The sequence below is a fragment of the Pandoraea sp. NPDC087047 genome, from assembly GCF_044745225.1.
Lineage (GTDB): Bacteria > Pseudomonadota > Gammaproteobacteria > Burkholderiales > Burkholderiaceae > Pandoraea.
On sequence record NZ_JBIUZU010000003.1, the window covers coordinates 11,528 to 32,996 of the forward strand.

Annotated in this window: 18 protein-coding genes; 1 reads left to right on the forward strand and 17 read right to left on the reverse strand. The window is 64.6% G+C overall.

Annotated elements, in window-relative coordinates; genetic code table 11:
- Positions 1–609: 609 nt before the first annotated feature.
- Positions 610–1,824, reverse strand: a complete 1,215-nt coding sequence (locus ACIPHM_RS05580; RefSeq protein WP_400325378.1) for a porin — start codon at positions 1,822–1,824, stop codon at positions 610–612.
- 369 nt (positions 1,825–2,193) lie between these two features.
- Here ACIPHM_RS05580 and ACIPHM_RS05585 point away from each other — a divergent pair, with 369 nt between their 5' ends.
- Complete coding sequence (locus ACIPHM_RS05585; protein ID WP_400325380.1) at positions 2,194–3,033, forward strand: AraC family transcriptional regulator; 840 nt, start codon at positions 2,194–2,196, stop codon at positions 3,031–3,033.
- 234 nt (positions 3,034–3,267) lie between these two features.
- Here the strand turns inward: ACIPHM_RS05585 and ACIPHM_RS05590 are convergent, their stop codons facing one another.
- The 16 genes from ACIPHM_RS05590 to ACIPHM_RS05665 form a co-directional block, all read right to left on the reverse strand.
- On the reverse strand, positions 3,268–5,298 hold the full coding sequence (locus ACIPHM_RS05590) for an acetyl-CoA carboxylase biotin carboxylase subunit (RefSeq protein WP_400325382.1): 2,031 nt from the start codon (positions 5,296–5,298) through the stop codon (positions 3,268–3,270).
- Between the two features lie 235 nt (positions 5,299–5,533).
- On the reverse strand, positions 5,534–6,598 hold the full coding sequence (gene bioB, locus ACIPHM_RS05595; RefSeq protein WP_400325384.1) for a biotin synthase BioB: 1,065 nt from the start codon (positions 6,596–6,598) through the stop codon (positions 5,534–5,536).
- Between the two features lie 75 nt (positions 6,599–6,673).
- Positions 6,674–7,513, reverse strand: coding sequence for a dethiobiotin synthase (gene bioD, locus ACIPHM_RS05600; RefSeq protein ID WP_400325386.1), 840 nt, complete (start codon positions 7,511–7,513; stop codon positions 6,674–6,676).
- Positions 7,506–8,714 (reverse strand): 8-amino-7-oxononanoate synthase, encoded by a 1,209-nt coding sequence (bioF, locus tag ACIPHM_RS05605; RefSeq protein WP_400325388.1) that lies wholly within the window; start codon positions 8,712–8,714, stop codon positions 7,506–7,508. The genes bioD and bioF overlap by 8 nt, the downstream gene beginning before the upstream one ends.
- Positions 8,711–10,087, reverse strand: a complete 1,377-nt coding sequence (gene bioA / locus ACIPHM_RS05610; RefSeq protein ID WP_400326501.1) for an adenosylmethionine--8-amino-7-oxononanoate transaminase — start codon at positions 10,085–10,087, stop codon at positions 8,711–8,713. The genes bioF and bioA overlap by 4 nt, the downstream gene beginning before the upstream one ends.
- A gap of 312 nt (positions 10,088–10,399) precedes the next feature.
- A complete protein-coding gene (locus ACIPHM_RS05615) occupies positions 10,400–11,191 on the reverse strand; it encodes an enoyl-CoA hydratase/isomerase family protein (protein WP_400325390.1) in 792 nt (263 codons plus the stop codon).
- A gap of 32 nt (positions 11,192–11,223) precedes the next feature.
- On the reverse strand, positions 11,224–12,831 hold the full coding sequence (locus tag ACIPHM_RS05620) for a carboxyl transferase domain-containing protein (RefSeq protein WP_400325391.1): 1,608 nt from the start codon (positions 12,829–12,831) through the stop codon (positions 11,224–11,226).
- Between the two features lie 89 nt (positions 12,832–12,920).
- Positions 12,921–13,343, reverse strand: coding sequence for a YchJ family protein (locus ACIPHM_RS05625; RefSeq protein ID WP_400325392.1), 423 nt, complete (start codon positions 13,341–13,343; stop codon positions 12,921–12,923).
- 19 nt (positions 13,344–13,362) lie between these two features.
- On the reverse strand, positions 13,363–13,968 hold the full coding sequence (locus ACIPHM_RS05630) for a 2-hydroxychromene-2-carboxylate isomerase (RefSeq protein WP_400325394.1): 606 nt from the start codon (positions 13,966–13,968) through the stop codon (positions 13,363–13,365).
- Between the two features lie 123 nt (positions 13,969–14,091).
- The gene (locus ACIPHM_RS05635; protein WP_400325396.1) at positions 14,092–14,769 is read right to left on the reverse strand and encodes an SDR family oxidoreductase; all 678 of its coding nucleotides are present in this window, start codon (positions 14,767–14,769) and stop codon (positions 14,092–14,094) included.
- A gap of 65 nt (positions 14,770–14,834) precedes the next feature.
- Positions 14,835–16,019, reverse strand: coding sequence for an acetyl-CoA C-acetyltransferase (locus ACIPHM_RS05640; protein WP_400325398.1), 1,185 nt, complete (start codon positions 16,017–16,019; stop codon positions 14,835–14,837).
- Between the two features lie 158 nt (positions 16,020–16,177).
- On the reverse strand, positions 16,178–16,858 hold the full coding sequence (can, locus tag ACIPHM_RS05645; RefSeq protein WP_400325400.1) for a carbonate dehydratase: 681 nt from the start codon (positions 16,856–16,858) through the stop codon (positions 16,178–16,180).
- Positions 16,859–16,906: 48 nt separating this feature from the next.
- Positions 16,907–18,727, reverse strand: coding sequence for a bifunctional isocitrate dehydrogenase kinase/phosphatase (gene aceK, locus ACIPHM_RS05650; RefSeq protein ID WP_400325402.1), 1,821 nt, complete (start codon positions 18,725–18,727; stop codon positions 16,907–16,909).
- A gap of 118 nt (positions 18,728–18,845) precedes the next feature.
- Positions 18,846–20,027 carry an isovaleryl-CoA dehydrogenase gene (locus tag ACIPHM_RS05655; RefSeq protein ID WP_400325404.1) on the reverse strand — a complete coding sequence of 394 codons (1,182 nt, stop codon included), beginning with the start codon at positions 20,025–20,027 and terminating at the stop codon, positions 18,846–18,848.
- A 109-nt stretch (positions 20,028–20,136) separates the two neighbouring features.
- On the reverse strand, positions 20,137–20,610 hold the full coding sequence (locus ACIPHM_RS05660) for a PaaI family thioesterase (protein ID WP_400325406.1): 474 nt from the start codon (positions 20,608–20,610) through the stop codon (positions 20,137–20,139).
- A 321-nt stretch (positions 20,611–20,931) separates the two neighbouring features.
- A complete protein-coding gene (locus ACIPHM_RS05665; protein WP_400325408.1) occupies positions 20,932–21,369 on the reverse strand; it encodes a MerR family DNA-binding transcriptional regulator in 438 nt (145 codons plus the stop codon).
- Positions 21,370–21,469 lie beyond the last annotated feature (100 nt).

The following is a 21,469-nucleotide window of genomic DNA, read 5'->3' on the forward strand; positions in this document are numbered from 1 at the left end:
TACTGCTACTGCTACTGCTACTGCTACTGCTACTGCTACTGCTACTGCTACTGCTACTGCTACTGCTACTGCTACTGCTACTGCTACTGCTACTGCTACTGCTACCTACGCCAGACGACGCTGACTTACGCGGCGTCCTTGAACTGAATGCGAGGGCAAGGTGTAACGCGATGACTGCGGCGATAACGCAAAACCCGTTCGACATGGGTTGCCGCGGCCGTACGCATCGCACGGCGATGCAGTTGCTTCACACGCGCTGCCGATACCGAAATGGCGAATGCCGCGAACAATAACCAACTGACGAAAACCACAACGCTCCTCCCTGGGCCAGTGCAGCGCCAATCAAACCGGAGCGCATCGAATTCAAAGGGAAATCAAAAAGCGTGGGTACCGCCGGTTGCAACTGCATCAAACATCGATGCGCTGAATTCTAAATAGATTCCCGAATAGGGTAAACCCTTAAAATCGAAAATAATGTATTTTTTTAGACGAATTAATACAAACCTCCAAACGATCGTTTGAATTTTAGGTGCTTTAAATCACTGCGGAAAATCGGCCCAAACCCTGATGCCATTGAGGGTTCGAGCCGACGAAAGGGCAACTGGCCGATCAGAAGTTGTGCTTCAGCCCCATACCGACGATCAACTGGGTCCGAGCGCCAGCGTCGATGCCGTAGGAGCCCACCGAAGCCGAGGCTTCCACGGTATGTCCGTCACGCAGCGTCTTGCCGACAGCCTGCTGATAGCCGCCGATGACGTAAGTGGACGTGCGTTTGGACAGCGCGTACGTGACACCCGCATTGAACTGGTTGTAGTGGGCGCCGATCGCTTTATCGCCACGCATACGGGTGTAGCTGTAGCCGATACCTGTGTTGATGGCCGGCGTCAGCGCATACGTGGCGAACGCGTTGACGGTGTCGAACTTCGCAGTCCCGGTGAATATCGACAGGCCGTCGCTCGCGTACTGAGCATTCGAATACGTGAGCCCCAGAATCGCCGGGCCGATGGCGTATTTGCCGCCAACGCGGGCAATGCGCACCTTGCTCGCTGTGCGGAACCCCGAATTGATCGGCGAATTGAATAGCGAGCCCGCGCTGCTGGTCCATTCGCGGTAAGGCCAATCGGGGCTTTTTTCCCTGTCCCCTCGCTGGCTGCCGCCATCCGCGAAGAAGTACCCCGCGGCGAGGGCGAGCGGACCATTGCTGTAGGCCCCCGCGAGACCATAGGACTGTCCCGCCCCTACCTTGCCCGCGACGTTGCCGGTCGCGTACATGCCTTCGAACTGCAAACCGCCGAAGTTCGGTGTGGCATAGCGGATCGCGTTATTGATGCGCGCGCCGTTGTCATAATTGTCGACGTCGCCCGGCGTGGCGAAGATGCCGCCGAAGTATCCGTCGGCCGTCAGGCCTTGCACGAGATTGACGACCGGGTCGTATTGACGGCCAATCGTCACTTCGCCCCATTCGGCGCCGCGCAGGCCAACGATCGCCTTGCGGCCGAACGCGCGACCACCGTTACCCATCGAGCCGTTGACGGCGTTGAAGCCGCTTTCGATCTGGAACAGGGCGGAAAGACCGCGACCCAGCGATTCCGTGCCGCGCAGACCCCACCGGCTGCCGCCGATGATGTTGCTGGTGATGCCGGAAAACGATTCGGGGCCCTGTCTGCCGGCCGTGTGATTGGCGTGCACGAAGCCGGAGTCGATCGTGCCGTAGAGCGTGACGTTGTTCTGGGCACTGACGCTCGCAGGCAGTGCGAGCAACGTAAGCGTCGCGGCGAGCGCAAGGGTGCGCAGGCCGGTGTTCAAGTGTGGACGTTGGTTCATGGTGTCGAGCGCTTTGCCGCGCATGGTTGAAATCGACACTGAGAATATTTCTGAACACCACTTCGGATTCCGTATGAAAATTCCTAAAGAATGAAAATCCGCATCGCAGCGACCGCTGCCCCAAGTCGCTGCTGGGTTTTCTAAGAACCCTCCTCAAAAATCCCGACGGCCCTCCGCGAGTCGCGGCTACGCAAGATTTGACGGGCCGCACGTACCCGTCGTGCTCTTGTGCGAGCGCGGCGGCTTCGTCCATGAGCAGAATGTGAGTTTTCTCAAAGGAGACAAGCGCGACGGTAAGATGCCAGCAATGCCATTTCGCACCTCTCGCGCATTCCGCGTATTCGGCCCCCTCCGGTGCCGGACTCGCCCGTGCCGACCACCGCCATGACCGTTCGCTACAACTGGCCGACCTTCAAGACACTGCCGTATCCGGTCTACTTCCGTTATGACGAGTTCGACGCGCAGACCGCGTGGGTGCCTCACCGCCACGACTGGGGAACGTTCAACTACGTGGCAAACGGTGTGATGCAACTGGAGATCGAGGGCGCCCGCTTCCTCTCGCCGCCGCAGTACGCGGTGTGGATTCCACCGAAGGCGTCGCACGCGAGCTTCAATGCGCACGCCGTGATCTACCGCTCCGTGTATATCGATGCCTCGCTTGCCAGCGCGCTTCCTGCGCACGCGGCGACGTTGCGCATCAGCGGCTTGTTGCGCGCCATTCTGTCGGACTTCGCGGAGCGCGGCGTGGCTTGTCCGAAGACGGACGCCGACCGGCGTCTCGCGCACGTGCTCGTCGATCAGATTGCGCTCGCGCCTGCCGAACCGCGTTTCCTGCCGCAGGCGAGATCGCCGTCGCTGGTCCGGGTGCTGGACGCATTACAACGCGAGCCCGGTGACAATCGCACGCTCGATGCGTGGGCGCAAACCGTCTCCATGACACCGCGCACGCTCGCGCGTCACTGCCTGACGGAGTTGGGGATGACGTTGGGGCAATGGCGGCAGCGTATGCGCTTTCTGCGCGCCATCGAGGGATTGGAGGCGGGACGGACCGTGAAGTCGATTGCGTTCGATCTGGGGTACGCAACGCCGTCGGCGTTCATCGAGATGTTTACGCGCCAGTCGGGGCTGACGCCGGAGCAATTCCGGCGTCAGGCGATCCTTGGCGGGACGGCGCACGTGAGCGGCGTGACGCCGAACCTCCGCGCCTGATTGGCAACCGAGCGGCAACCGAGCGGCAACCAACCGCCAACCAACCGGCAACCAACCGGCAACCAACCGGCAACCAATCGCCAACCAATCGCCAACCGAGCCGCCACTGAGCACTCGATCGGGCCGCGCTCAGCCGCAGCCCGCCGCCAACCGCGCGCTTTTTCGCCACGACTTCGTCGCGACATCGCCCTTGCTCGCCGCAACTTCGTCGTCACTTCATGGCAACGCAGCGACTTACCGCTTGAACGCCAGCAACTGCGCGCCCTCCGGCACCTGATCGCCCACGGCGTACAGCACTTCCTCGATCTCGCCGTCCGCCGGGGCGCTGATGGTGTGCTCCATCTTCATGGCTTCCATGACGAGCAGTGGCGCGCCTTTCTCGACCTTCGCGCCCGGCTGCGCGAGCACGGCGATGACCTTGCCCGGCATCGGCGCGGTCAGACGACCTTCGCCGCCTTCCTGCGTGCCGGCCTGCGCCAGCGGATCGTGCCAGCGCAGCGTCCACGACTGGCCGTCGGCGAAGACGTGCGCCGTCTCGTGCTCGAAGTCCACATGCCCCTGAACGCGTCGCTCGCCGAGTGTTACGCGATACACACCGCCGTCGTGCGTGTAGCGATACGGATACGTCTGCCCGTCGACGGTGAGCGTGCTGGCTTGTGCGCCGCTCGTGAGCACGGCATCGAGGCGCGTCTCGCCGTGATCGAACGACAGCGTGCGCCGATAGTCACCGTTAAGACGCCAGCCCGTGGCGAGTTGCCACGGCGAATGATGGTCGATGCTGTCCTGATACTTGCGACGGCCGACGACCGTCTCGCGCGACAGTTGCGCGGCGACAGCCAGCGCCAGCGTGGTGGCGGGCACCGGTGCGGCTGCCGGGAACAGCGTGTCGCGATGGCGCTCGATGAGGCCCGTGTCGAGGTCTGCACCGGAGAATGGCTCGCTGGCCACCAGCCGTCCCAGGAACGCGATATTCGTCTGCACCCCGACCACGCGGTACTGACCCAGCGCGCGACGCATGCGAGCGAGCGCTTCGTCGCGGTCCTGCCCCCACACGATCAGCTTGGCGATCATCGGATCGTAGAACGGCGAGATGGTGTCGCCCTCGCGTACCCCTGAGTCGATGCGCACGGCGGCGGGGGCGCCCGCGCCACCGCCATTGCCAAGCTCGAATTGCACCGCTGCGGGCGGACGCAGCGTCGAGAGCGTACCCGTTGACGGCAGGAAGTTGTTGTCCGGATTCTCGGCATAGATCCGCGCTTCGAGCGCATGACCGTGAATGCGCAGTTCGTCCTGAGCGCGCGGCAGCACTTCACCGGCGGCCACGCGCAATTGCCATTCCACGAGATCGAGGCCGGTAATCATCTCCGTCACCGGATGCTCCACCTGGAGCCGCGTATTCATCTCCATGAAGTAGAACGAGCCGTCCTGATTGGCGATGAACTCGACCGTGCCCGCGCCAACGTAACCCACGGCGCGCGCGGCATTGCAGGCCGCTTCGCCCATCGCCTGACGGCGGGCGTCGGTCATGCCCGGTGCCGGGGCTTCTTCCAGCACTTTCTGGTGACGGCGCTGCACGGAGCAATCGCGCTCGAACAGATAAACGCAATTGCCGTGCGTGTCGGCAAACACCTGAATCTCGATGTGACGCGGACGCGTCAGGTACTTCTCCACGAGCACGCGCTCGTCGCCGAAGCTGCTCGCGGCTTCGCGCTGGCACGAGGCGAGCGCGGCGCGGAATTCCTCGCTGCGCTCGACCACGCGCATGCCCTTGCCGCCCCCGCCCGCGCTGGCCTTGAGCAGCACCGGGTAGCCGATCTCGTCGGCGCGCTCGTGCAGGAACGCGGTGTCCTGATTCTCGCCGTGGTAGCCCGGCACCAGCGGCACGGCGGCGCCTTCCATGAGGGTCTTGGCTGCGCTCTTGCTGCCCATCGCGTGAATGGCGCCGACCGGCGGCCCGATGAAGACGATGCCCGCTTCGTGACACGCGGCGGCGAACGCCTCGTTCTCGGACAGGAAGCCGTAGCCCGGATGGATGGCCTGTGCGCCGGTGGCCCTGGCGGCGTCGATGATGGCGTCGATGCGCAGGTAGCTCTCGCGTGCGGCGGCCCCGCCCACGTGCACGGCTTCGTCGCACACGGCGACATGCTTGGCCTGCGCGTCGGCGTCGGAATAGACGGCCACCGTGCGAATGCCCAGCCGTGCGGCCGTTGCTGCCACACGGCAGGCGATTTCGCCGCGGTTGGCGATGAGGATCTTGTCGAACATATTGCCTCCGGAAAATGATCGATTTGGGCGGCGCTTATGCGTTGCGCGTTTGTTGCGCTTCTGTCGATCTTCCGCTTGTGACGCAAGACCAACGCATTTGCACCATTCTCTTTGCTATCCAGCTTTGCCGCCACAGTGAATCGTCTCGTGCGATCTCGTCACTGCTTGTGCTACCGCGGCGGCCGTCATCCTTCAACGCCAGCGCTGTGCGCTGTCACTACGCGCTTAGTACGGCTTAGTGCGTGGCGCAAGCCTTCGTGCTGCCGCACTCGTCCGAGCTATCGGCAGTCTGCGCGCCGAGCGTCTCCTCGGTCGACGTGCGCATGCCCAGGCGGGCGAGCAGCGCGCGGTCGTGTTCGGCCTGCGGGTTCTGTGTGACGAGCAGCTTCTCGCCGTAGAACATCGAGTTGGCCCCGGCGAGGAAGCACAGCGATTGCAGCGAGTCGTCCATCATCTCGCGACCGGCCGACAGACGCACCATCGCGCGCGGCATCGTGATACGCGCCACGGCGATCATGCGCACGAAATCGAACGGGTCGACGGTCTCGTTGTTTTCGAGCGGCGTGCCTTCGACCTTCATCAGATTGTTGATGGGCACCGACTCCGGGTACGGCGACATGTTCGCCAGTTGGGCGATCAGTCCGGCGCGCTCGCGGCGCGTCTCACCCAGACCGACGATGCCGCCGCAGCAGACCTTCAGGCCGGCGTCGCGCACGCGGGCGAGCGTATCCAGACGATCCTGATACGTGCGCGTGGTAATGATCTGGCCGTAGAACTCCGGCGACGTGTCGAGATTGTGGTTGTAGTAATCGAGGCCCGCGTCGCGCAGTTGCTGGGCCTGACCGTCGCGCAGCATGCCGAGCGTCACGCATGTCTCCAGACCGAGCGCCTTCACGCTGCGCACCATTTCGCCCACGGCGTCGACCTGATGCGGCTTCGGGCTGCGCCATGCGGCGCCCATGCAGAAGCGCGTGGCGCCGGCGTCCTTGGCGCGTTGGGCGGCGGCCACGACGTCTTCGACGGGCATGAGCTTCTCGGCTTCCACGCCGGTGTCGTATCGGGCCGACTGCGGGCAGTAGGCGCAGTCCTCCGGGCAGCCGCCGGTCTTGATCGAGAGCAGCGTCGAGAGCTGTACGGCGTTGGCGTCGAAGTGCTCGCGGTGCACCTGCTGCGCACGGAAGATCAGGTCGTTGAACGGCAATGCGAACAGCGCCTCGATGTCGGTGACGGTCCAGGGCGTTTCGTTGCGGCGCAGGGCTTCGTCGTGTCCGTGAGCGGCGGTGTGGGCGTGAACTTGCATGGTGTGATTCCTTGAGTTCGTGTTTTCGGTGATGGGGTGGTGCGTGCGTTCAGGGGGGCCGTTTCAGGGAGCCATTCAGGCAGACGTAGGCGGGCGCGCAGCGAGCGGCGTGTTCGCCGCGCGATGCCGCACCGTGTCGACCAGCGGCCCAATGTCGAGATAGCCGGACGCCGTGGCGGCGTCGGGGTGCGCCAGATGCGGCACGCGGCCGAGCAGTGGTGCACCGAGTCGCGCGGCAATTGCGTCGACGTTCGCGTCCACATGGCGCATCTGCGGATCGACGTGATTGGCCACCCAGCCCGCGAGCGTGAGGCCGCGCGAGACGATCGCCTCGGCCGTGAGCAGCGCATGGTTGATGCAACCGAGGCGCAGTCCGACCACGAGGATCACCGGCAGGCCGAGCTGACGCGCCAGATCGGCGGTGTCCGGCGCGCTGGCGTCGGGGCCGAGCGGCACGCGAAAACCGCCCACGCCCTCGACGATCACGAGGTCCGCACGCGCCGCAACGCGCGCATAGCCCGCCCGGATCACGTCGCAATCGAGCGCAACGCCCTCGGCGGCGGCGGCAATGTGCGGGGCGGTAGCGTCCTTGAGTACGTACGGGCAATACCAGTCGTGCGGCAGCTTCAGATTGCTCGCCTGATGCAACTGCTCGACGTCTTCGTTGACAAAGCGCCCGTTGTCTTCCGACGCGCCTGCCGCCACCGACTTCAGCCCGGCACAGACCAGCCCGCGACGCGCCGCCGCATGCAGCAGCGCGGACGAAACGAGCGTCTTGCCGATCTCGGTGTCGGTGCCGGTGACGAAGAACGCGTGGCGAGCGGGCGTGGGCCGCTCGGCCGAGGTGTCGGCCCCGGAGAGAGGGGGGACGCCGGTGACGTCAGCGACATTGCCGATGAGATTCTGTTCAGCCATGGCCGTGCCCCGTCCAGTCGCTGTCGAGCTGGTTGATGGCGGTGCTCAGGCGATCGACATCCTCTGCCGTATGCGCGGCGCTCAGCGTCACGCGCAGACGGGCGGTGCCGGGCGCCACCGTCGGTGGCCGAATCGCCGGCACCCACAACCCCGCCTCGGCCAGCCCCGCCTGCGCGTGCAGCGCGGCGGCGTTCCCGCCCAGGATGATCGGCTGCACGCCCGTGGGCGAGGCCAGGTGTTGCCAGTTCCTGAGCGTGAGCGAGTCGCGCAGTTGTGCGATGCGTGCTTGCAGCGTTGCACGGCGTTCGCGGCCTTCGTCGCCTGCGATGATCGCGAGACTCGCGAGCAGCGCATGCGCTTGCGAAGGCGCGGCGGCCGTCGTGAAGATATACGGGCGTGCCCGATTGATCAGCCACTCGACAACCCGCCGGTTGGCCGCGACATAGGCGCCGCCGACACCCGCTGCCTTGCCGAGCGTGCCGATGATGACGAGGTTGGGCGAGCGTATGTCGAAGGGCTCGAACACACCGCGTCCGTTCTCGCCGACGACACCGAAGCCATGCGCATCGTCCACGATCAGCCACGCGTTGTGACGCTCTGCGAGTGCGAGCAGTTGCGGCAACGGCGCGAGGTCGCCGTCCATCGAGAACACGCCGTCGGTGACGATCAGCTTGGTCTCGGCCGGGCTTGCGGCGAGCAGCGCGGCGAGCGCGTCGACATCGCCGTGCGGATAGACGTGAGTGCGTGCGCGCGACAGACGTGCGCCATCGATCAGCGACGCATGGTTGAGCGCCTCGGAGAAGATCTCGGCGTCCTTGCCGGCGAGCGCGGAGATTGTGGCCAGATTGGCCATGTAGCCGGTGCAGAAGTACAGCGCGCGGCCGTCGACCAGATGTGGCGACATGAACCGGGCGAGCGCGTCTTCAAGCTCCGCGTGGGCCTGTGAATGGCCGCTGATGAGGTGCGACGCGCCGCTGCCGGCGCCATAGCGCTGCGCCCCTTCGATGAGCGCTTCCACAACCCTCGGATGCGCCGCCAGACCGAGATAGTCGTTGCTGGCGAAGGCGAGGACGTCGCGGCCGTCTGCGCGCACATGCGGCTGGCACGGCGTGGACACCACGCGATGCCGGCGCCGCAGATGCAGGCGGTCGATTTCCGCGAGTCCGGCGTCGAGGCGCTCGAGCAGGAGGTGCTTTGTCATGCTGCCATCTCCGTACCGTGGGGCATCGTTGCGTGCAACGCTTCAAGCGTTTGCGCGGCGAGCCAGTCGATGGTGCTGTCGTCCAGCACATACGGCGGCATCAGATACACCGTCGCGCCGATGGGCCGCAGCAGCACGTTGCGTGCGCGGGCTTCGGCGTAGAAGCGCTTGGCGAAGGCGCCGGCGGCGCCCTGCACGTCCGGCAGCGCGGCGTCGAACGCCCAGATCATGCCGCGATGACGCAGGTGCTTCACGCGCGGATCGCCGGCCAGCGGGGAGAGTGCCTGCGTGAGACGCCCGGCGCGCAGCGCGTTGTTCGCGAGGACGTCGTCGTCCGCAAAGATGTCGAGCGCGGTGAGCGCTGCGCGGCACGCCAGCGGATTGCCGGTGTACGAATGCGAATGCAGGAAGCCGCGGGCGCTGTCGTCGTCGTAGAAGGCGTCGTAAATCGCGTCGCGCGAGAGCACCAGCGAGAGCGGCAGATAGCCGCCGCTGATGCCCTTGGACAGCGTGAGCAGATCGGGCCAGATGCCCGCCTGCTCGCACGCGAAGAACGTACCGGTGCGTCCGCAACCGACCGCGATTTCGTCAGCGATCAGGTGCGCCCCGTGCTTGTCGCACAGCGCGCGAACGAGGCGCAGGTATTCGGGATCGTGCATCGCCATACCGGCGGCACATTGCACGAGCGGCTCGACGATCACGGCGGCCACACGCCCTTCGCACTGGGTGAGCAGCGTGTCGAGTTCGGCGGCGGCACGGCGTGCGACGTCGACGGCGGTCTCGCCATCGCGTGCATGACGCGCATCGGGCGAGGCCACGACGTGCGCGTGACGCAGCAGCGGGTCGTAGGCGTCGCGGAACAGGGCGACGTCGGTCACGGAAAGCGCGCCGAGCGTTTCGCCGTGATAGCCGTTGCGCACGCAGACGAATTCGCGCTTGTCGCTGTGGCCCTGATTGCGCCACGCGTGGAAACTCATCTTGAGTGCGATCTCGACGGCGGACGCGCCATCGGACGCAAAGAACGCATGGCCGAGCACGCCGCCGGTCAACGCCGACAGACGCTCCGCCAGCGAGACGACCGGCTCGTGCGTGAAGCCCGCGAGCATGGCGTGTTCGAGGCGGCCGAGTTGATCGACGAGCGCCGCATTGATGCGCGGATTCGCGTGACCGAACAGATTGACCCACCACGAGCTGATCGCATCGAGGTAGCGCTCGCCGTCGGTATCGACGAGCCAGGGCCCTTCGCCGTGAGACAGCGCGACGAGGGGCAGCTTTGCCTGTTGCTTCATCTGCGTGCAGGGGTGCCAGACCTGTCGCAGACTGCGCGCGGCGAGATCGCCGGGACCGGCGGGGGCGCGCGGGGAGGCGTCCATCATTGACTCCTTGGTTGGCCGCGTCGGACGACGTTCGCAACCGTGCGGGTGTCGTCCGCCGGGCCGGCCGGTGCCGGGCATGGCGCGAAGCGCTGCCGCACGGGGCCGGAGGTGGGGGATGGGCGCATGGTAAGCAAAGCGTTTTGGTAGGGCAATAGGCGGAAATGGTGCGAAATATCGCAATGTTATGAGCCGTAAAGAGACGTTATCGACAATTTCGCAAAACCCGCCGATAACGTTGCGGCATCTCCGCTGTCACCCCTCTCGAAAAAAATTTGTAACCGACGATGCGTGGCGTACCGGTCCGGCCGCTCAGGACGCGTCGCGCCACGACGGCGCGCGCTTCTCAAGGAACGAGCGCACGCCTTCGCGGCCCTCGTCGGACGCGCGAATTTTCGCGATGCGATCCGCTGTGTCCGCGATGGCCGCCTCGTCGATGGCGCGGCTCGCGAAGTCCTGCACGAGGCGTTTGCATTCCTTCACGGCGTTCGGGCTGTTGTCGACGAGCGCCTTGGCGAGCGCGTTCACGGTGCTGTCCAGCGCGTCGGCGCTCACGACCTCGTGCACCAGACCGAGACGTTGCGCCGTCGACGCGGTGAAGCGCTCGGCGGTGAGGAAGTAACGGCGCGAGGCCTGCTCGCCCAGCGCGCGAACGACGTACGGGCCGATCGTCGCGGGCATCAGGCCGAGCTTGGCTTCGGACAGGCAGAAGTGCGCCGTGTCGGTGGCGACGACGATGTCGGCTACGGCGGCGAGCCCAACCCCACCTGCGTACGTGTCGCCTTGCACACGGGCGATCACGGGCTTCGGGCAGCGATAGATGGTGTTGAGCATCACGGCGAGCGTCATCGCGTCAGCGCGGTTCTCGGCGTCCGAGTAGCCGGCCATCTTCTTCATCCAGTTCAGATCGGCACCGGCGCAAAAGGCGACGCCTTGCGCCGCGAGCACGATGGCGCGCACGTCGTCGTTGGTGGCGAGTGCGCGGAAGGTGCCCGTCAGTTCTTCGATGACGGTTTCGTTGAACGCGTTACGCACGTCCGGACGATTGAGCGTGACGGTGGCGACGTGAGCGTCGACACGGAATTTGAGCGTAGCGAGATTCATGACGTGGATTCCTTGAAGGCGGATGCCGGGCATTACATGCGGAACAGGCCGAAGCGCGTTTCCGGAATCGGCGCGTTGAGCGCAGCCGACAGCCCGAGGCCCAGCACCGTGCGGGTGTCGGCGGGGTCGATCACGCCGTCGTCCCACAGGCGGGCGCTCGCGTAATACGGGTGGCCCTGACGTTCGTACTGATCGCGGATCGGCTGCTTGAAGGCGTCTTCTTCCTCGGCGCTCCACTGGCCGCCCTTGGCTTCGATGCCGTCGCGCTTGACCGTGGCGAGCACCGAGGCGGCCTGTTCGCCGCCCATCACCGAAATGCGGGCGTTTGGCCACATCCACAGGAAGCGCGGCGAGTAGGCGCGACCGCACATGCCGTAGTTACCCGCACCGAACGAGCCACCGATGATGACGGTGAACTTCGGCACGTTGGCCGTGGCGACCGCCGTCACCATCTTCGCGCCGTGCTTGGCGATGCCTTCGTTTTCGTACTTGCGCCCGACCATGAAGCCGGTGATGTTTTGAAGGAAGATCAGCGGAATCTTGCGCTGGCAGCACAGTTCGATGAAGTGCGCGCCCTTTTGCGCGGACTCCGAGAACAGAATGCCGTTGTTCGCCACGATGCCCACGGGATAGCCCCACAGGTGCGCGAAGCCGCACACGAGCGTGGCGCCGTAGCGCGCCTTGAATTCGTCGAACTCGGAGCCGTCGACCAGACGCGCAATCACCTCGCGCACGTCGAACGGCTTTTTCGTGTCGGCAGGAATCACGCCGTACAGTTCGCGGGCGTCGTACTTCGGCTCGACCGGCGGCTTGACCGAGACCGTGGCCGGTTTGCGACGGTTGAGGTTCGCCGCGATGCTGCGCGCAATGGACAGCGCGTGCGCATCGTTCTGCGCGAAGTGATCGGCCACGCCCGACAGACGCGTGTGCACATCGGCGCCGCCGAGATCCTCGGCGCTCACTTCCTCGCCCGTGGCGGCCTTCACCAGCGGCGGGCCGCCGAGGAAAATCGTGCCCTGTTCCTTGACGATGATGGACTCGTCGCTCATGGCGGGCACATACGCGCCGCCGGCCGTGCACGAGCCCATCACCACGGCGATCTGCGGAATGCCCTGTGCGGACATCTGCGCCTGGTTGTAGAAAATGCGGCCGAAGTGATCGCGGTCGGGAAACACGTCGTCCTGATTCGGCAGGTTGGCGCCGCCCGAATCCACGAGATAGATGCACGGCAGATGGTTCTGCTCGGCGATCTCCTGTGCGCGCAGATGCTTCTTGACCGTCATCGGGTAATACGTGCCGCCCTTGACCGTGGCGTCGTTGCAGACGATCACGCATTCCTGACCCGACACGCGTCCGATGCCGGTGATGATGCCCGCGCCCGGCGCATCGTCGTGATACATGCCGATGGCCGCGAGCTGCGAGAGTTCGAGAAACGGCGAGCCCGGATCGAGCAGTTGCTGCACGCGATCGCGCGGCAGCAGCTTGCCTCGGCCGGTGTGCTTCTTGCGCGCGGCCTCACCGCCGCCACCGGCCAGTTGCGCGATGCGCTCGCGCAGTTCGTCGACCACGGTCTGCATCGCGCACGCGTTGCGTGCAAAGTCTTCGCTGCGCGGGTTGAGTTTGCTTTCGAGAATCGGCATGTGACGAAATCCGGTGGAGTGTGAGTTGTCGTTGAGTGCTGAATGCGGGTGGGCGAGCGGTGCGCGAGGCGGCGTGCGCCGGTGCGACGTCAGTCGAACAGGTCGCCGTCGATGTAGCGCCAGCGGCCGTCGTCCGAGCGCTCGAAGCGGCTGCGCTCGTGCAGCCGGTGGGCGCGTCCGCCGATCTTGTAGCGGGCGACGAATTCGACTTCGGCGTGCGTGTCGTCGCGTTGCAGATGCGCCTTGACCTGAAGGCCGAGCCACTGCGGGGCGTCGTCGAAATCGAGCGAGGCGGGACGCGTGCGCGCCGCCCAAGTGTCGAGCAGGTAAGACGCGTTGTGGCGCACGAACGCCGTGTAGCGAGAGCGCATCAGCGCTTCGGCCGTCGGCGGGATATCGCCGCGTTCCAGATAACGCGCGCAGCAGTGCTCGAACGCGAGGCCGCCGCAGGGGCAGGCTTCACGCTCGGTGTCGTGTGCCGTGTGGCTGACGGACGATTGGGGTCTTGCCATTGTGTGTCTTGCCTTGTTGTCAGATCTTGCTGTGCTTCAGACAGACTTCGACCTGTGCCAGGCGGTCGAAGCCCCAGAAAGGTTCACCGTCCACGATCACGAACGGCGAGCCGAACACCCCACGCGCGATGGCCAGATCGATCTCGGCCTTGAGGTGGTCTTTGGCGGCGACCGAGTGCATGCCGGCGCTGAGTGCCTCGCCGTCGATATCCAGCGCCTCGCCCAGACGCACCAGTTCGGCCGGGTCGCCGATGTTCACGTCCTCGACGTACAGTGCGCGGAAGATCGATCTCGCGAACTCCGCCGACAAATCGCCGCCGTGATGATCCTGAACCCACAGCACGGCGCGCTCGGCCGCTTGCGTGGGAATCGGGAAATGCGTCGGACGCTTGTAGTCGATGCCGAGAAAACGCGCGGTGCGCGCCACGTCGTGCCGCAGATACGCCGTCTTGACCGGATGCTGCACCGGTGCGCCCGCGCCGTTTACCTTGTAGACGATGTCGAGCAGGATCGGATGCCAGGCAACACCGCGCCCGTTTCGCGAGGCGATGTCGTCGATGCAGGTGCTCGCAAAATACCCATCGGGGGATGCGAAGTCGAAATAAAAGTCGATGGCGGACGTCATGTTGGCTCCGTTTCCGAGTGACGTTTCTGGCCCGCGAATCAAAAGATACGGCGGTGTGGCGACAGCGTGTTATTCGAACCTTGCGTGAATCGGTAAAACGGTCGTGAGGCGGTGCCGCGCGGCTTACCAGGTGAGGGCGCTGCCGTCGTAGTTATAGAAACCGCCGTTGTGCGTGGCGCGCTCGCCCGGTGCGCGGGCCAGCACGGCGCGCATACCGGCCACGCTCGTCTGCACGTCGATGTCGGCGTTCTCGCCGCCCATGTCCGTGCGCACCCAGCCCGGGTGCATGGCGACGCACGTGGCGCGCCGGGCCTCGAGCGATGCCGCCTTGACCACCGAGTTCACGGCGGCCTTGCTCGCGCGGTACAGCCAACTGCCGTTCGATTCCATCAGCGCAACGCTGCCCATGCGGCTCGACAGGAAGCCGAAGGCGCCACTCGCGCCTTCCACGAAAGGCAACACGAGCGGCGCGATTTGCATCGCGCCGAGCACGTTCGTATGAAACACGCGATCGAACTCTTCCTTCGTGATCGGCGCGAGGCCCGTCGTGCGTTCGGAGTTCACGCCCGCGTTATAGATCGCGACGTCGAGGGCCACGCCGTCGAGTTGCCGCGGCAGACCGGAGAGCGACTCCACACGCGTGACGTCGAGCTTGAGGGCTTCTGCGCCCAGTTCGCGCAGGGCGGCTAGCGCGTCGTCGCTACGGGCGGTGGCGAAGACCCGCCAGCCGTCCTCGCGATACTGCCGCACGAATTCCATGCCGATGCCGCGCGACGCACCGATGATGAGCGCTGTTTTCATGACGTGTACGTCCTGTTGGTTCGGCAGCCGCCGTCCACCGGAGGGCGCCGGCGGGTGCCGATGGATCAGATGAGTTCGATGGCCATGGCCGTTGCTTCGCCACCGCCGATGCACAGGCTGGCGATGCCGCGCTTGCCGCCGGTTTTGCGCAGTGCGCCGATCAGCGTGACGAGAATGCGTGCGCCGGACGCACCGATCGGGTGACCCAGCGCGCAGGCGCCGCCGTGAATGTTCACCTTCTCGTGCGGCAGATCGAACTCGCGCATCGCGGCCATCGTGACGACGGCGAAGGCCTCGTTGATTTCATAGAGATCGACGTCTTTCGTCGACCAGCCGGTCTTCTCGAACAGGCGACGTATGGCGCCGACCGGTGCGGTGGTGAACAGGCCGGGTTGCTGGGCAAACGTGCTGTGTCCGGCAATGCGGGCGAGCGGCTTGAGACCGAGGCGTTGGGCCGTCGATTCGCGCATGAGCACCAGGGCGGCCGCGCCGTCCGAGATCGACGACGAGTTCGCGGCGGTCACCGTGCCGTCCTTGCGGAAAGCGGCCTTGAGCGTCGGAATCTTGTCGGGGTTCGCCTTGAAGGGCTGTTCGTCCTGATCGACGACCGTGTCGCCCTTGCGGCCCGGCACGGTGACGGCGGCGATTTCCCAGGCGAACGAGCCGTCTTTCGTGGCGTTTTGCGCGCGTTCGAGCGAGGCGATGGCGAAGGCGTCCTGCGCTTCGCGGGTGAAGGCGTAGCGATCGGCGCATTCCTCGGCGAACGTTCCCATCAGACGGCCCTTGTCGTAGGCGTCTTCCAGACCGTCGAGGAACATGTGGTCGAGCACCTGAGCGTGCCCCATGCGCATGCCCGCGCGTGCCTTGGGCAGCAGATACGGGGCGTTGCTCATGCTCTCCATGCCGCCGGCGACGATCACGTCGGCACTGCCTGCGGCGAGCATATCGTGGGCGAACATGGCGGCGCGCATGCCCGAGCCGCACATCTTGTTGACGGTGGTGGCGCCGGCCGCGAGCGGCAGCCCGGCGCCCAGCGTGGCCTGACGCGCCGGGGCCTGGCCCTGACCGGCCGGCAGCACGCAGCCCATGACGACTTCGTCGACCTGTTCCGGCTTGAGGCCGGCGCGCTCGACAGCGGCGCGAATGGCGGCAGCGCCCAGTTGCGCGGCGGTGACATCGCCGAATACCCCTTGCAGGCCACCCATCGGCGTGCGGGCGGCGGAAACGATGACGATCGGGTCGTGTTGCATGGCAGTCTCCTGTAATCGGTTGAGGGGCCGCCGATTCGTCCTTGCGGACGAGGCGGCCGGCCCCGGATATCCAATGCTTCAGTCCTTCCATCGTCCACGTGCCCGCGCACCTGACAGGGGTGTCCGGCGTTGCCGGACAGCGCTTGCCGCTGGCGTGGCTACGCGCGTGGACTACGTAATTCGGCCATCGCGGCCACGCAGCGGTCATAGATCCGCGGCAAGGTCTCGAGGCTGTTGACCGACATGCGCAGGTCGCGCACCAGGCCGTCGCGCAGGCCGTACACCCAGCCGTGCACCGTGACCGGCTGGTTGCGGGCCCAGGCGTCGCGCAATACCGTCGTATGACAGATATTCACGACCTGTTCGATGGCGTTCAACTCGCACAGGCGGTCGTGACGGGCGTCGCGCGAGGGCAGGGCGTCGATCTGGTCGACGTGACGCTCGTAGACATCGCGCACGTGGCGCAGCCAGTTGTCGACCAGGCCCATCTTCGCGCCGTCGAGCGCGGCGCCCACGCCGCCGCAGCCGTAGTGGCCGACCACCATGATGTGGCGCACCTTCAGCACTTCGACGGCGAACTGCAACACCGACAGGCAGTTCAGATCGCTGTGCACGACAACGTTGGCGATATTGCGGTGGACGAACACCTCGCCCGGCGCAAGCCCCGTAATCTGGTTGGCCGGCACGCGCGAATCGGAGCAGCCGATCCACAGGTATTCCGGGGATTGCAGTTTCGACAGCCGCTCGAAAAATGCGGGATCTTCCGCGTTCACGCTGGCGACCCAGGCGCGGTTGTTATCGAGCAGATGGATGAGAGGTTGGTCTTTGTCTTCGGTCATGATCGTGTCATCCGGCGAGCGTGTCGTGTGCTGGGAGACGTCGCAGGCTCAAGCGACCGCCGCGCGGGGCGGAGGGCTTGCCGCACCGGCACTGCGGCCGGTGCCGTAGCGATTGACGAAACGCAGCGAGACATCGTACGGATAGAAGTCGTGCATCTGTCCGGCTCGCACCCGATCCTGATAGTCCTGCCACAGGCCGGGGTCGAAGAAATCCGGATGATGCTGGCTCAGATAGCGCCGCACGCGCGTGTCTCCCGTCAGAAACGTCTCGAACGTCTGCGGAAACACGTCGTGCGGGCCTACACGGTACCAGACTTCCCCCGACATCGCCTCTTCTTCGTTACGCGGTTCCGGCACGCGACGGATGTGGCAATCCGTCAGATATTCCAGTTCGTCGTAATCGTAAAAGACCACCCGGCCGTGACGCGTCACGCCGAAATTCTTGTACAGCATGTCGCCCGGAAACACGTTCGCCGCCATCAGCTCTTTCACCGCGTTGCCGTACTCGCGCATGGCGTGCTCGACCTGGGCGTCCGACGCCGTTTGCAGCCACAGATTGAGCGGTGTCATGCGGCGCTCGATATAGCAGTGGCGGATTACCAGCGCATCGCCATCGGTTTCGAGCAGCGAGGGCACCTCGGCTTGCAGCTCGGCGAGCAGAGCGTCGTCGAAACGCGAGCGCGGAAACGCCACACTGGAGAACTCCAGCGTATCGGCCATGCGGCCCACGCGGTCATGCTGCTTGACCATCAGATACTTCGCTTTCACCTGCTCGCGCGTCGTTTCCTTGGGCGGCGCGAAGTGCTCGCGAATCAGCTTGAAGACGTACGGATACGAGGGCAGCGTAAACACCAGCATCACCAGACCGGGAATGCCCGGGGCGCGCACGAACTTGTCGCTGGAGTGCTTCAGGTGATGCAGAAAATCGCGATAGAACAGATTTTTGCCGTGCTTCTGCAAGCCGACCGACGTATAAATCTCCGCCTTCAGCTTGCCCGGCATGATCGTGCGCAAAAACTGCACATAGGCCGACGGCACCTCCATGTCGACCATGAAATACGCGTGCGTGAAGCTGAACACTACGCGGAGTTCGTCGCGCCGCAGCAGGACGGTGTCGAGCGCGAGACAGCCATTGCCGTCATGCACGATCGGCATTGCGAAGGGCGTCATCACGTCGCCATTCACGATGCGTCCCACGATATACGCCGCCTTGTTGCGAAAGAACAGCGACGCGAGCACGTGAATCTGAAAATTCGGTGCCGCATCGAACTCGGCAGACGTGCCGAGCGCCTGCTCGACGGCGCGCATGACATAGCCCACGTCACGCGACAGATCCGCGAACGGGCGGGTGAGTTGAAAATTCGTGACGATGCGCGCGAGCGTGGCGGCCATGCCGTCTTGCGCCGGGTAATAGACACGGTACGTCGGCTTGGCGGCAGGGGCGTCGTTCTCGATATACTCCGTCGCCACTGCGGGGCGCACGAAGATGAAGCGGTTGTTGAAATACGAGCGATGCAGGATCTTGCAGCACACCGAGTTAAAAAACGTCTCGGCCAGTTCCGGCTGACGGTGCTCGGTGAGCAGGCCGATGTAGTGCAGCTTCACCTGCTGCCAGACGTCGTCGTCGAGCGACTGCGCGTCGAACGCGTCGGCGAGCGTCGCAACGCATTCCCGCACACGTTCGTCGTAATAGGCGATGCGCTCGCGCTGGAGCTTCCGGATCCCGGTGAAATCGCCCGCCTCGAAACAGGCCTGTGCCGCGACACAGACTTCGCGGAAGATGCGGTAATGCTTGTCGAAGCCGTCCAGCATTGTGCGGGCGATGTCGAAAGCAAACTGCGACGACAGGAGTTTCGGGAAGTGATTCATACCGGTCGGGACAGGCGCAGGGGCGCGATATCAGTCGTATCTCAGTCGTTCTGTCGGTTGATTGTCGTGTTGCTGCGTGCGCCTGAAAGTCCGTCGGGTGTGACGTCGCGTAACGGGATTACATCGTTTCCGCGAACAGTTCGCGGCCGATCAGCATGCGACGAATTTCCGAGGTGCCCGCGCCGATCTCATAGAGCTTCGCGTCGCGCCACAGACGGCCGACCGGATACTCGTTGATATAGCCGTTGCCGCCCAGAATCTGGATCGCCTCGCCGGCCATCCACGTCGCCTTCTCCGCCGTATAGAGAATCACGCCCGCGCAGTCCTTGCGCACCTGACGCACGTGATCGCTGCCCAGCGAATCCAGTTGACGGCCGACCGCATACAGATAAGCGCGACTCGCTTGCAGGATCGTGTACATGTCCGCGACCTTGCCCTGAATCAGTTGGAATTCACCGATCGACTGGCCGAACTGCTTGCGGTCGTGGATATACGGCACCACCACATCCATGGCGGCTTGCATGATGCCCAGCGGGCCGCCCGCGAGCACCGCGCGCTCATAATCCAGCCCGCTCATCAGCACCTTCACACCGCCGCCGACCTGACCGAGCACATTCTCTTGCGGCACTTCCACGTTCTCGAACACCAGCTCGCCCGTGTGCGAGCCGCGCATGCCGAGCTTGTCGAGCTTCTGGGCGACCGAAAAGCCCTTCATGCCCTTCTCGACGATGAACGCCGTCATGCCGCGCGCGCCGGCTTCCAGATCCGTCTTGCCGTAGACCACCAGCGTGTCGCAGTCCGGGCCGTTCGTGATCCACATCTTCGTGCCGTTGAGCACATAGCGGTCGCCGCGCTTCTCGGCGCGCAGCTTCATGCTGACCACGTCCGAACCGGCATTCGGCTCGCTCATCGCGAGGGCGCCGACGTGTTCGCCCGACACCAGCTTCGGCAGATACTTCGCCTTCTGCGCGGCGGTGCCGTTGCGATGAATCTGATTGACGCACAGATTCGAGTGCGCGCCGTACGACAGGCCGACCGACGCCGAGGCGCGCGAAATCTCCTCCATCGCGATCATATGGGCGAGATAGCCCATATTCGCGCCGCCGTACTCCTCCGAGACCGTCATGCCGAGCACGCCGAGCGAGCCCATCTTGCGCCAGAGATCCATCGGGAACTGGTCAGTGCGATCCACTTCGGCGGCGCGCGGGGCGATTTCCCTGGCAGCGAAATTCGTCACCGATTCGCGCAGCATGTCCAGGTCTTCGCCGAGCATGAAATTGAGGCCGGGCAACATAGTCATGACACAGTCTCCAGAGGGTGGCGCGTGGCGGCTCGCCCGTGCCTATATTCGATAGTGCTTGGAAAACGATATTGATGCGATGAATCTGAATCCGGTGACGCAGGCGCGATCAGCGGGCCGCGCCGGACGGATTGGCGGCCAGCACGAAGAGCGTTTGCTGCATCAGTGCGCAAAGCGTCCATTTCCCGTTATCGACGGCGAACAGTTCGGCCGTGGTGACGATGAGCGTGCGTCCTGCCTTCACTACCTGAGCGCGTCCGACCAGTGTATCGCCCTTGCCTGGCGCGAGAATGTTCAGTTTGTACTCGGCGGTGACCAGTTCCTGATCGGAGGAAATGCGTGTGTAGCCCGCGTAGCCGCCTGCCGAATCGGCGATTGCGCCGATGACCCCGCCATGGAAAAAGCCATGTTGCTGGTTCACCTTGTCCGAGAAGGGCAGGGAAATCTCGCAGAAGCCGTCGGCCAGATGCGAGAGTTGAGCGTTCCAGTGCGTCATCACGCCTTGCTTGTCGAAACTGGCGCGGATTTTCGCGGCGACGGCGTCGTCGAGTGCAGCGGCGTGGGAGACGGGGACAGTGACCATGATCGCAGGCGGGAATGAAAGCGGGAGCAAAGCGGACAAAGCCGGATTCACAGATATTACTTTCCGTTTACGTAAACGTAAAGTAAGGACTTTCCTGAATCGGAAAGCGGTACAAGCCACCATCCGAGAATGAGGAAAACCAACCACGGGGGCCGAATAAAGCGGGAGGTGTTGGGGGCGTTAGAGGGGCGGGGATCGGCGCTGCCCTGACGGAGAGACTTTCAGGTGGAACGGCGTCAGGGTAGTGCCGATTCCCGCGGCCCTGGGGGTGGGCCGGAGCGGGGGGAGGGAGGGGCGGGGTGTGGTGTTAAAAGCGTGCTGTCAGTGCGAAGAAACCGCAACTTTGGCCCGTCGAGCGGAAGCTGGAGGCGCCGTCTCACCGGCGGCTTCGAGCAGCGCGAGGCATTGCGCTTCGTGCTGAGAGACTTCGTCGAGCGTAGCGTGCAGGTCTTCGAGTTGTTGTTCGAGTACCTGACGATGTTCGGACAGCGTCTCCAGAAACACCTTGAGCTGAGGCACCGTATCCTTCGGGGACTCGTAGAGATCGAGAATCGTCTTGATCTCCGAGAGCGTGAGGCCGAGGCGTTTGCCGCGCAGCGTCAGTTTCAGGCGAGTGCGGTCCTGGCCTGTGTAGACGCGATGGCGTCCGCCGGGGCCTTCACGGGCCGGGGTGAGCAAGCCCTGATCCTCGTAAAAACGGATCGCACGGGGCGTGATGTCGAACTCGCGGGCGAGGTCGGTGATCGTGTAGGTAAGCATCGGATCGGGTGACGCAAGTTTAAGCGGATGCTTAACATTGCAGATAGAATTGCCGTTTACGTTAGCGTCAACTTGCATCATATGCAATCGGTGATGGCGT

Excerpts from the sequence above, each read along its gene's own strand:
- ACIPHM_RS05620 (WP_400325391.1), bottom strand. The coding sequence starts at position 12,831 with ATGCCGATTCTCGAAAGCAAACTCAACCCGCGCAGCGAAGACTTTGCA.
- bioB (WP_400325384.1), bottom strand. The coding sequence starts at position 6,598 with ATGCAAGTTCACGCCCACACCGCCGCTCACGGACACGACGAAGCCCTG.
- bioA (WP_400326501.1), bottom strand. The coding sequence starts at position 10,087 with ATGGACGCCTCCCCGCGCGCCCCCGCCGGTCCCGGCGATCTCGCCGCG.
- bioD (WP_400325386.1), bottom strand. The coding sequence starts at position 7,513 with ATGGCTGAACAGAATCTCATCGGCAATGTCGCTGACGTCACCGGCGTC.
- ACIPHM_RS05640 (WP_400325398.1), bottom strand. The coding sequence starts at position 16,019 with ATGCAACACGACCCGATCGTCATCGTTTCCGCCGCCCGCACGCCGATG.
- can (WP_400325400.1), bottom strand. The coding sequence starts at position 16,858 with ATGACCGAAGACAAAGACCAACCTCTCATCCATCTGCTCGATAACAAC.
- ACIPHM_RS05590 (WP_400325382.1), bottom strand. The coding sequence starts at position 5,298 with ATGTTCGACAAGATCCTCATCGCCAACCGCGGCGAAATCGCCTGCCGT.
- bioF (WP_400325388.1), bottom strand. The coding sequence starts at position 8,714 with ATGACAAAGCACCTCCTGCTCGAGCGCCTCGACGCCGGACTCGCGGAA.
- ACIPHM_RS05665 (WP_400325408.1), bottom strand. The coding sequence starts at position 21,369 with ATGCTTACCTACACGATCACCGACCTCGCCCGCGAGTTCGACATCACG.
- aceK (WP_400325402.1), bottom strand. The coding sequence starts at position 18,727 with ATGAATCACTTCCCGAAACTCCTGTCGTCGCAGTTTGCTTTCGACATC.
- ACIPHM_RS05580 (WP_400325378.1), bottom strand. The coding sequence starts at position 1,824 with ATGAACCAACGTCCACACTTGAACACCGGCCTGCGCACCCTTGCGCTC.
- ACIPHM_RS05630 (WP_400325394.1), bottom strand. The coding sequence starts at position 13,968 with ATGACGTCCGCCATCGACTTTTATTTCGACTTCGCATCCCCCGATGGG.
- ACIPHM_RS05625 (WP_400325392.1), bottom strand. The coding sequence starts at position 13,343 with ATGGCAAGACCCCAATCGTCCGTCAGCCACACGGCACACGACACCGAG.
- ACIPHM_RS05635 (WP_400325396.1), bottom strand. The coding sequence starts at position 14,769 with ATGAAAACAGCGCTCATCATCGGTGCGTCGCGCGGCATCGGCATGGAA.
- ACIPHM_RS05615 (WP_400325390.1), bottom strand. The coding sequence starts at position 11,191 with ATGAATCTCGCTACGCTCAAATTCCGTGTCGACGCTCACGTCGCCACC.
- ACIPHM_RS05655 (WP_400325404.1), bottom strand. The coding sequence starts at position 20,027 with ATGACTATGTTGCCCGGCCTCAATTTCATGCTCGGCGAAGACCTGGAC.
- ACIPHM_RS05660 (WP_400325406.1), bottom strand. The coding sequence starts at position 20,610 with ATGGTCACTGTCCCCGTCTCCCACGCCGCTGCACTCGACGACGCCGTC.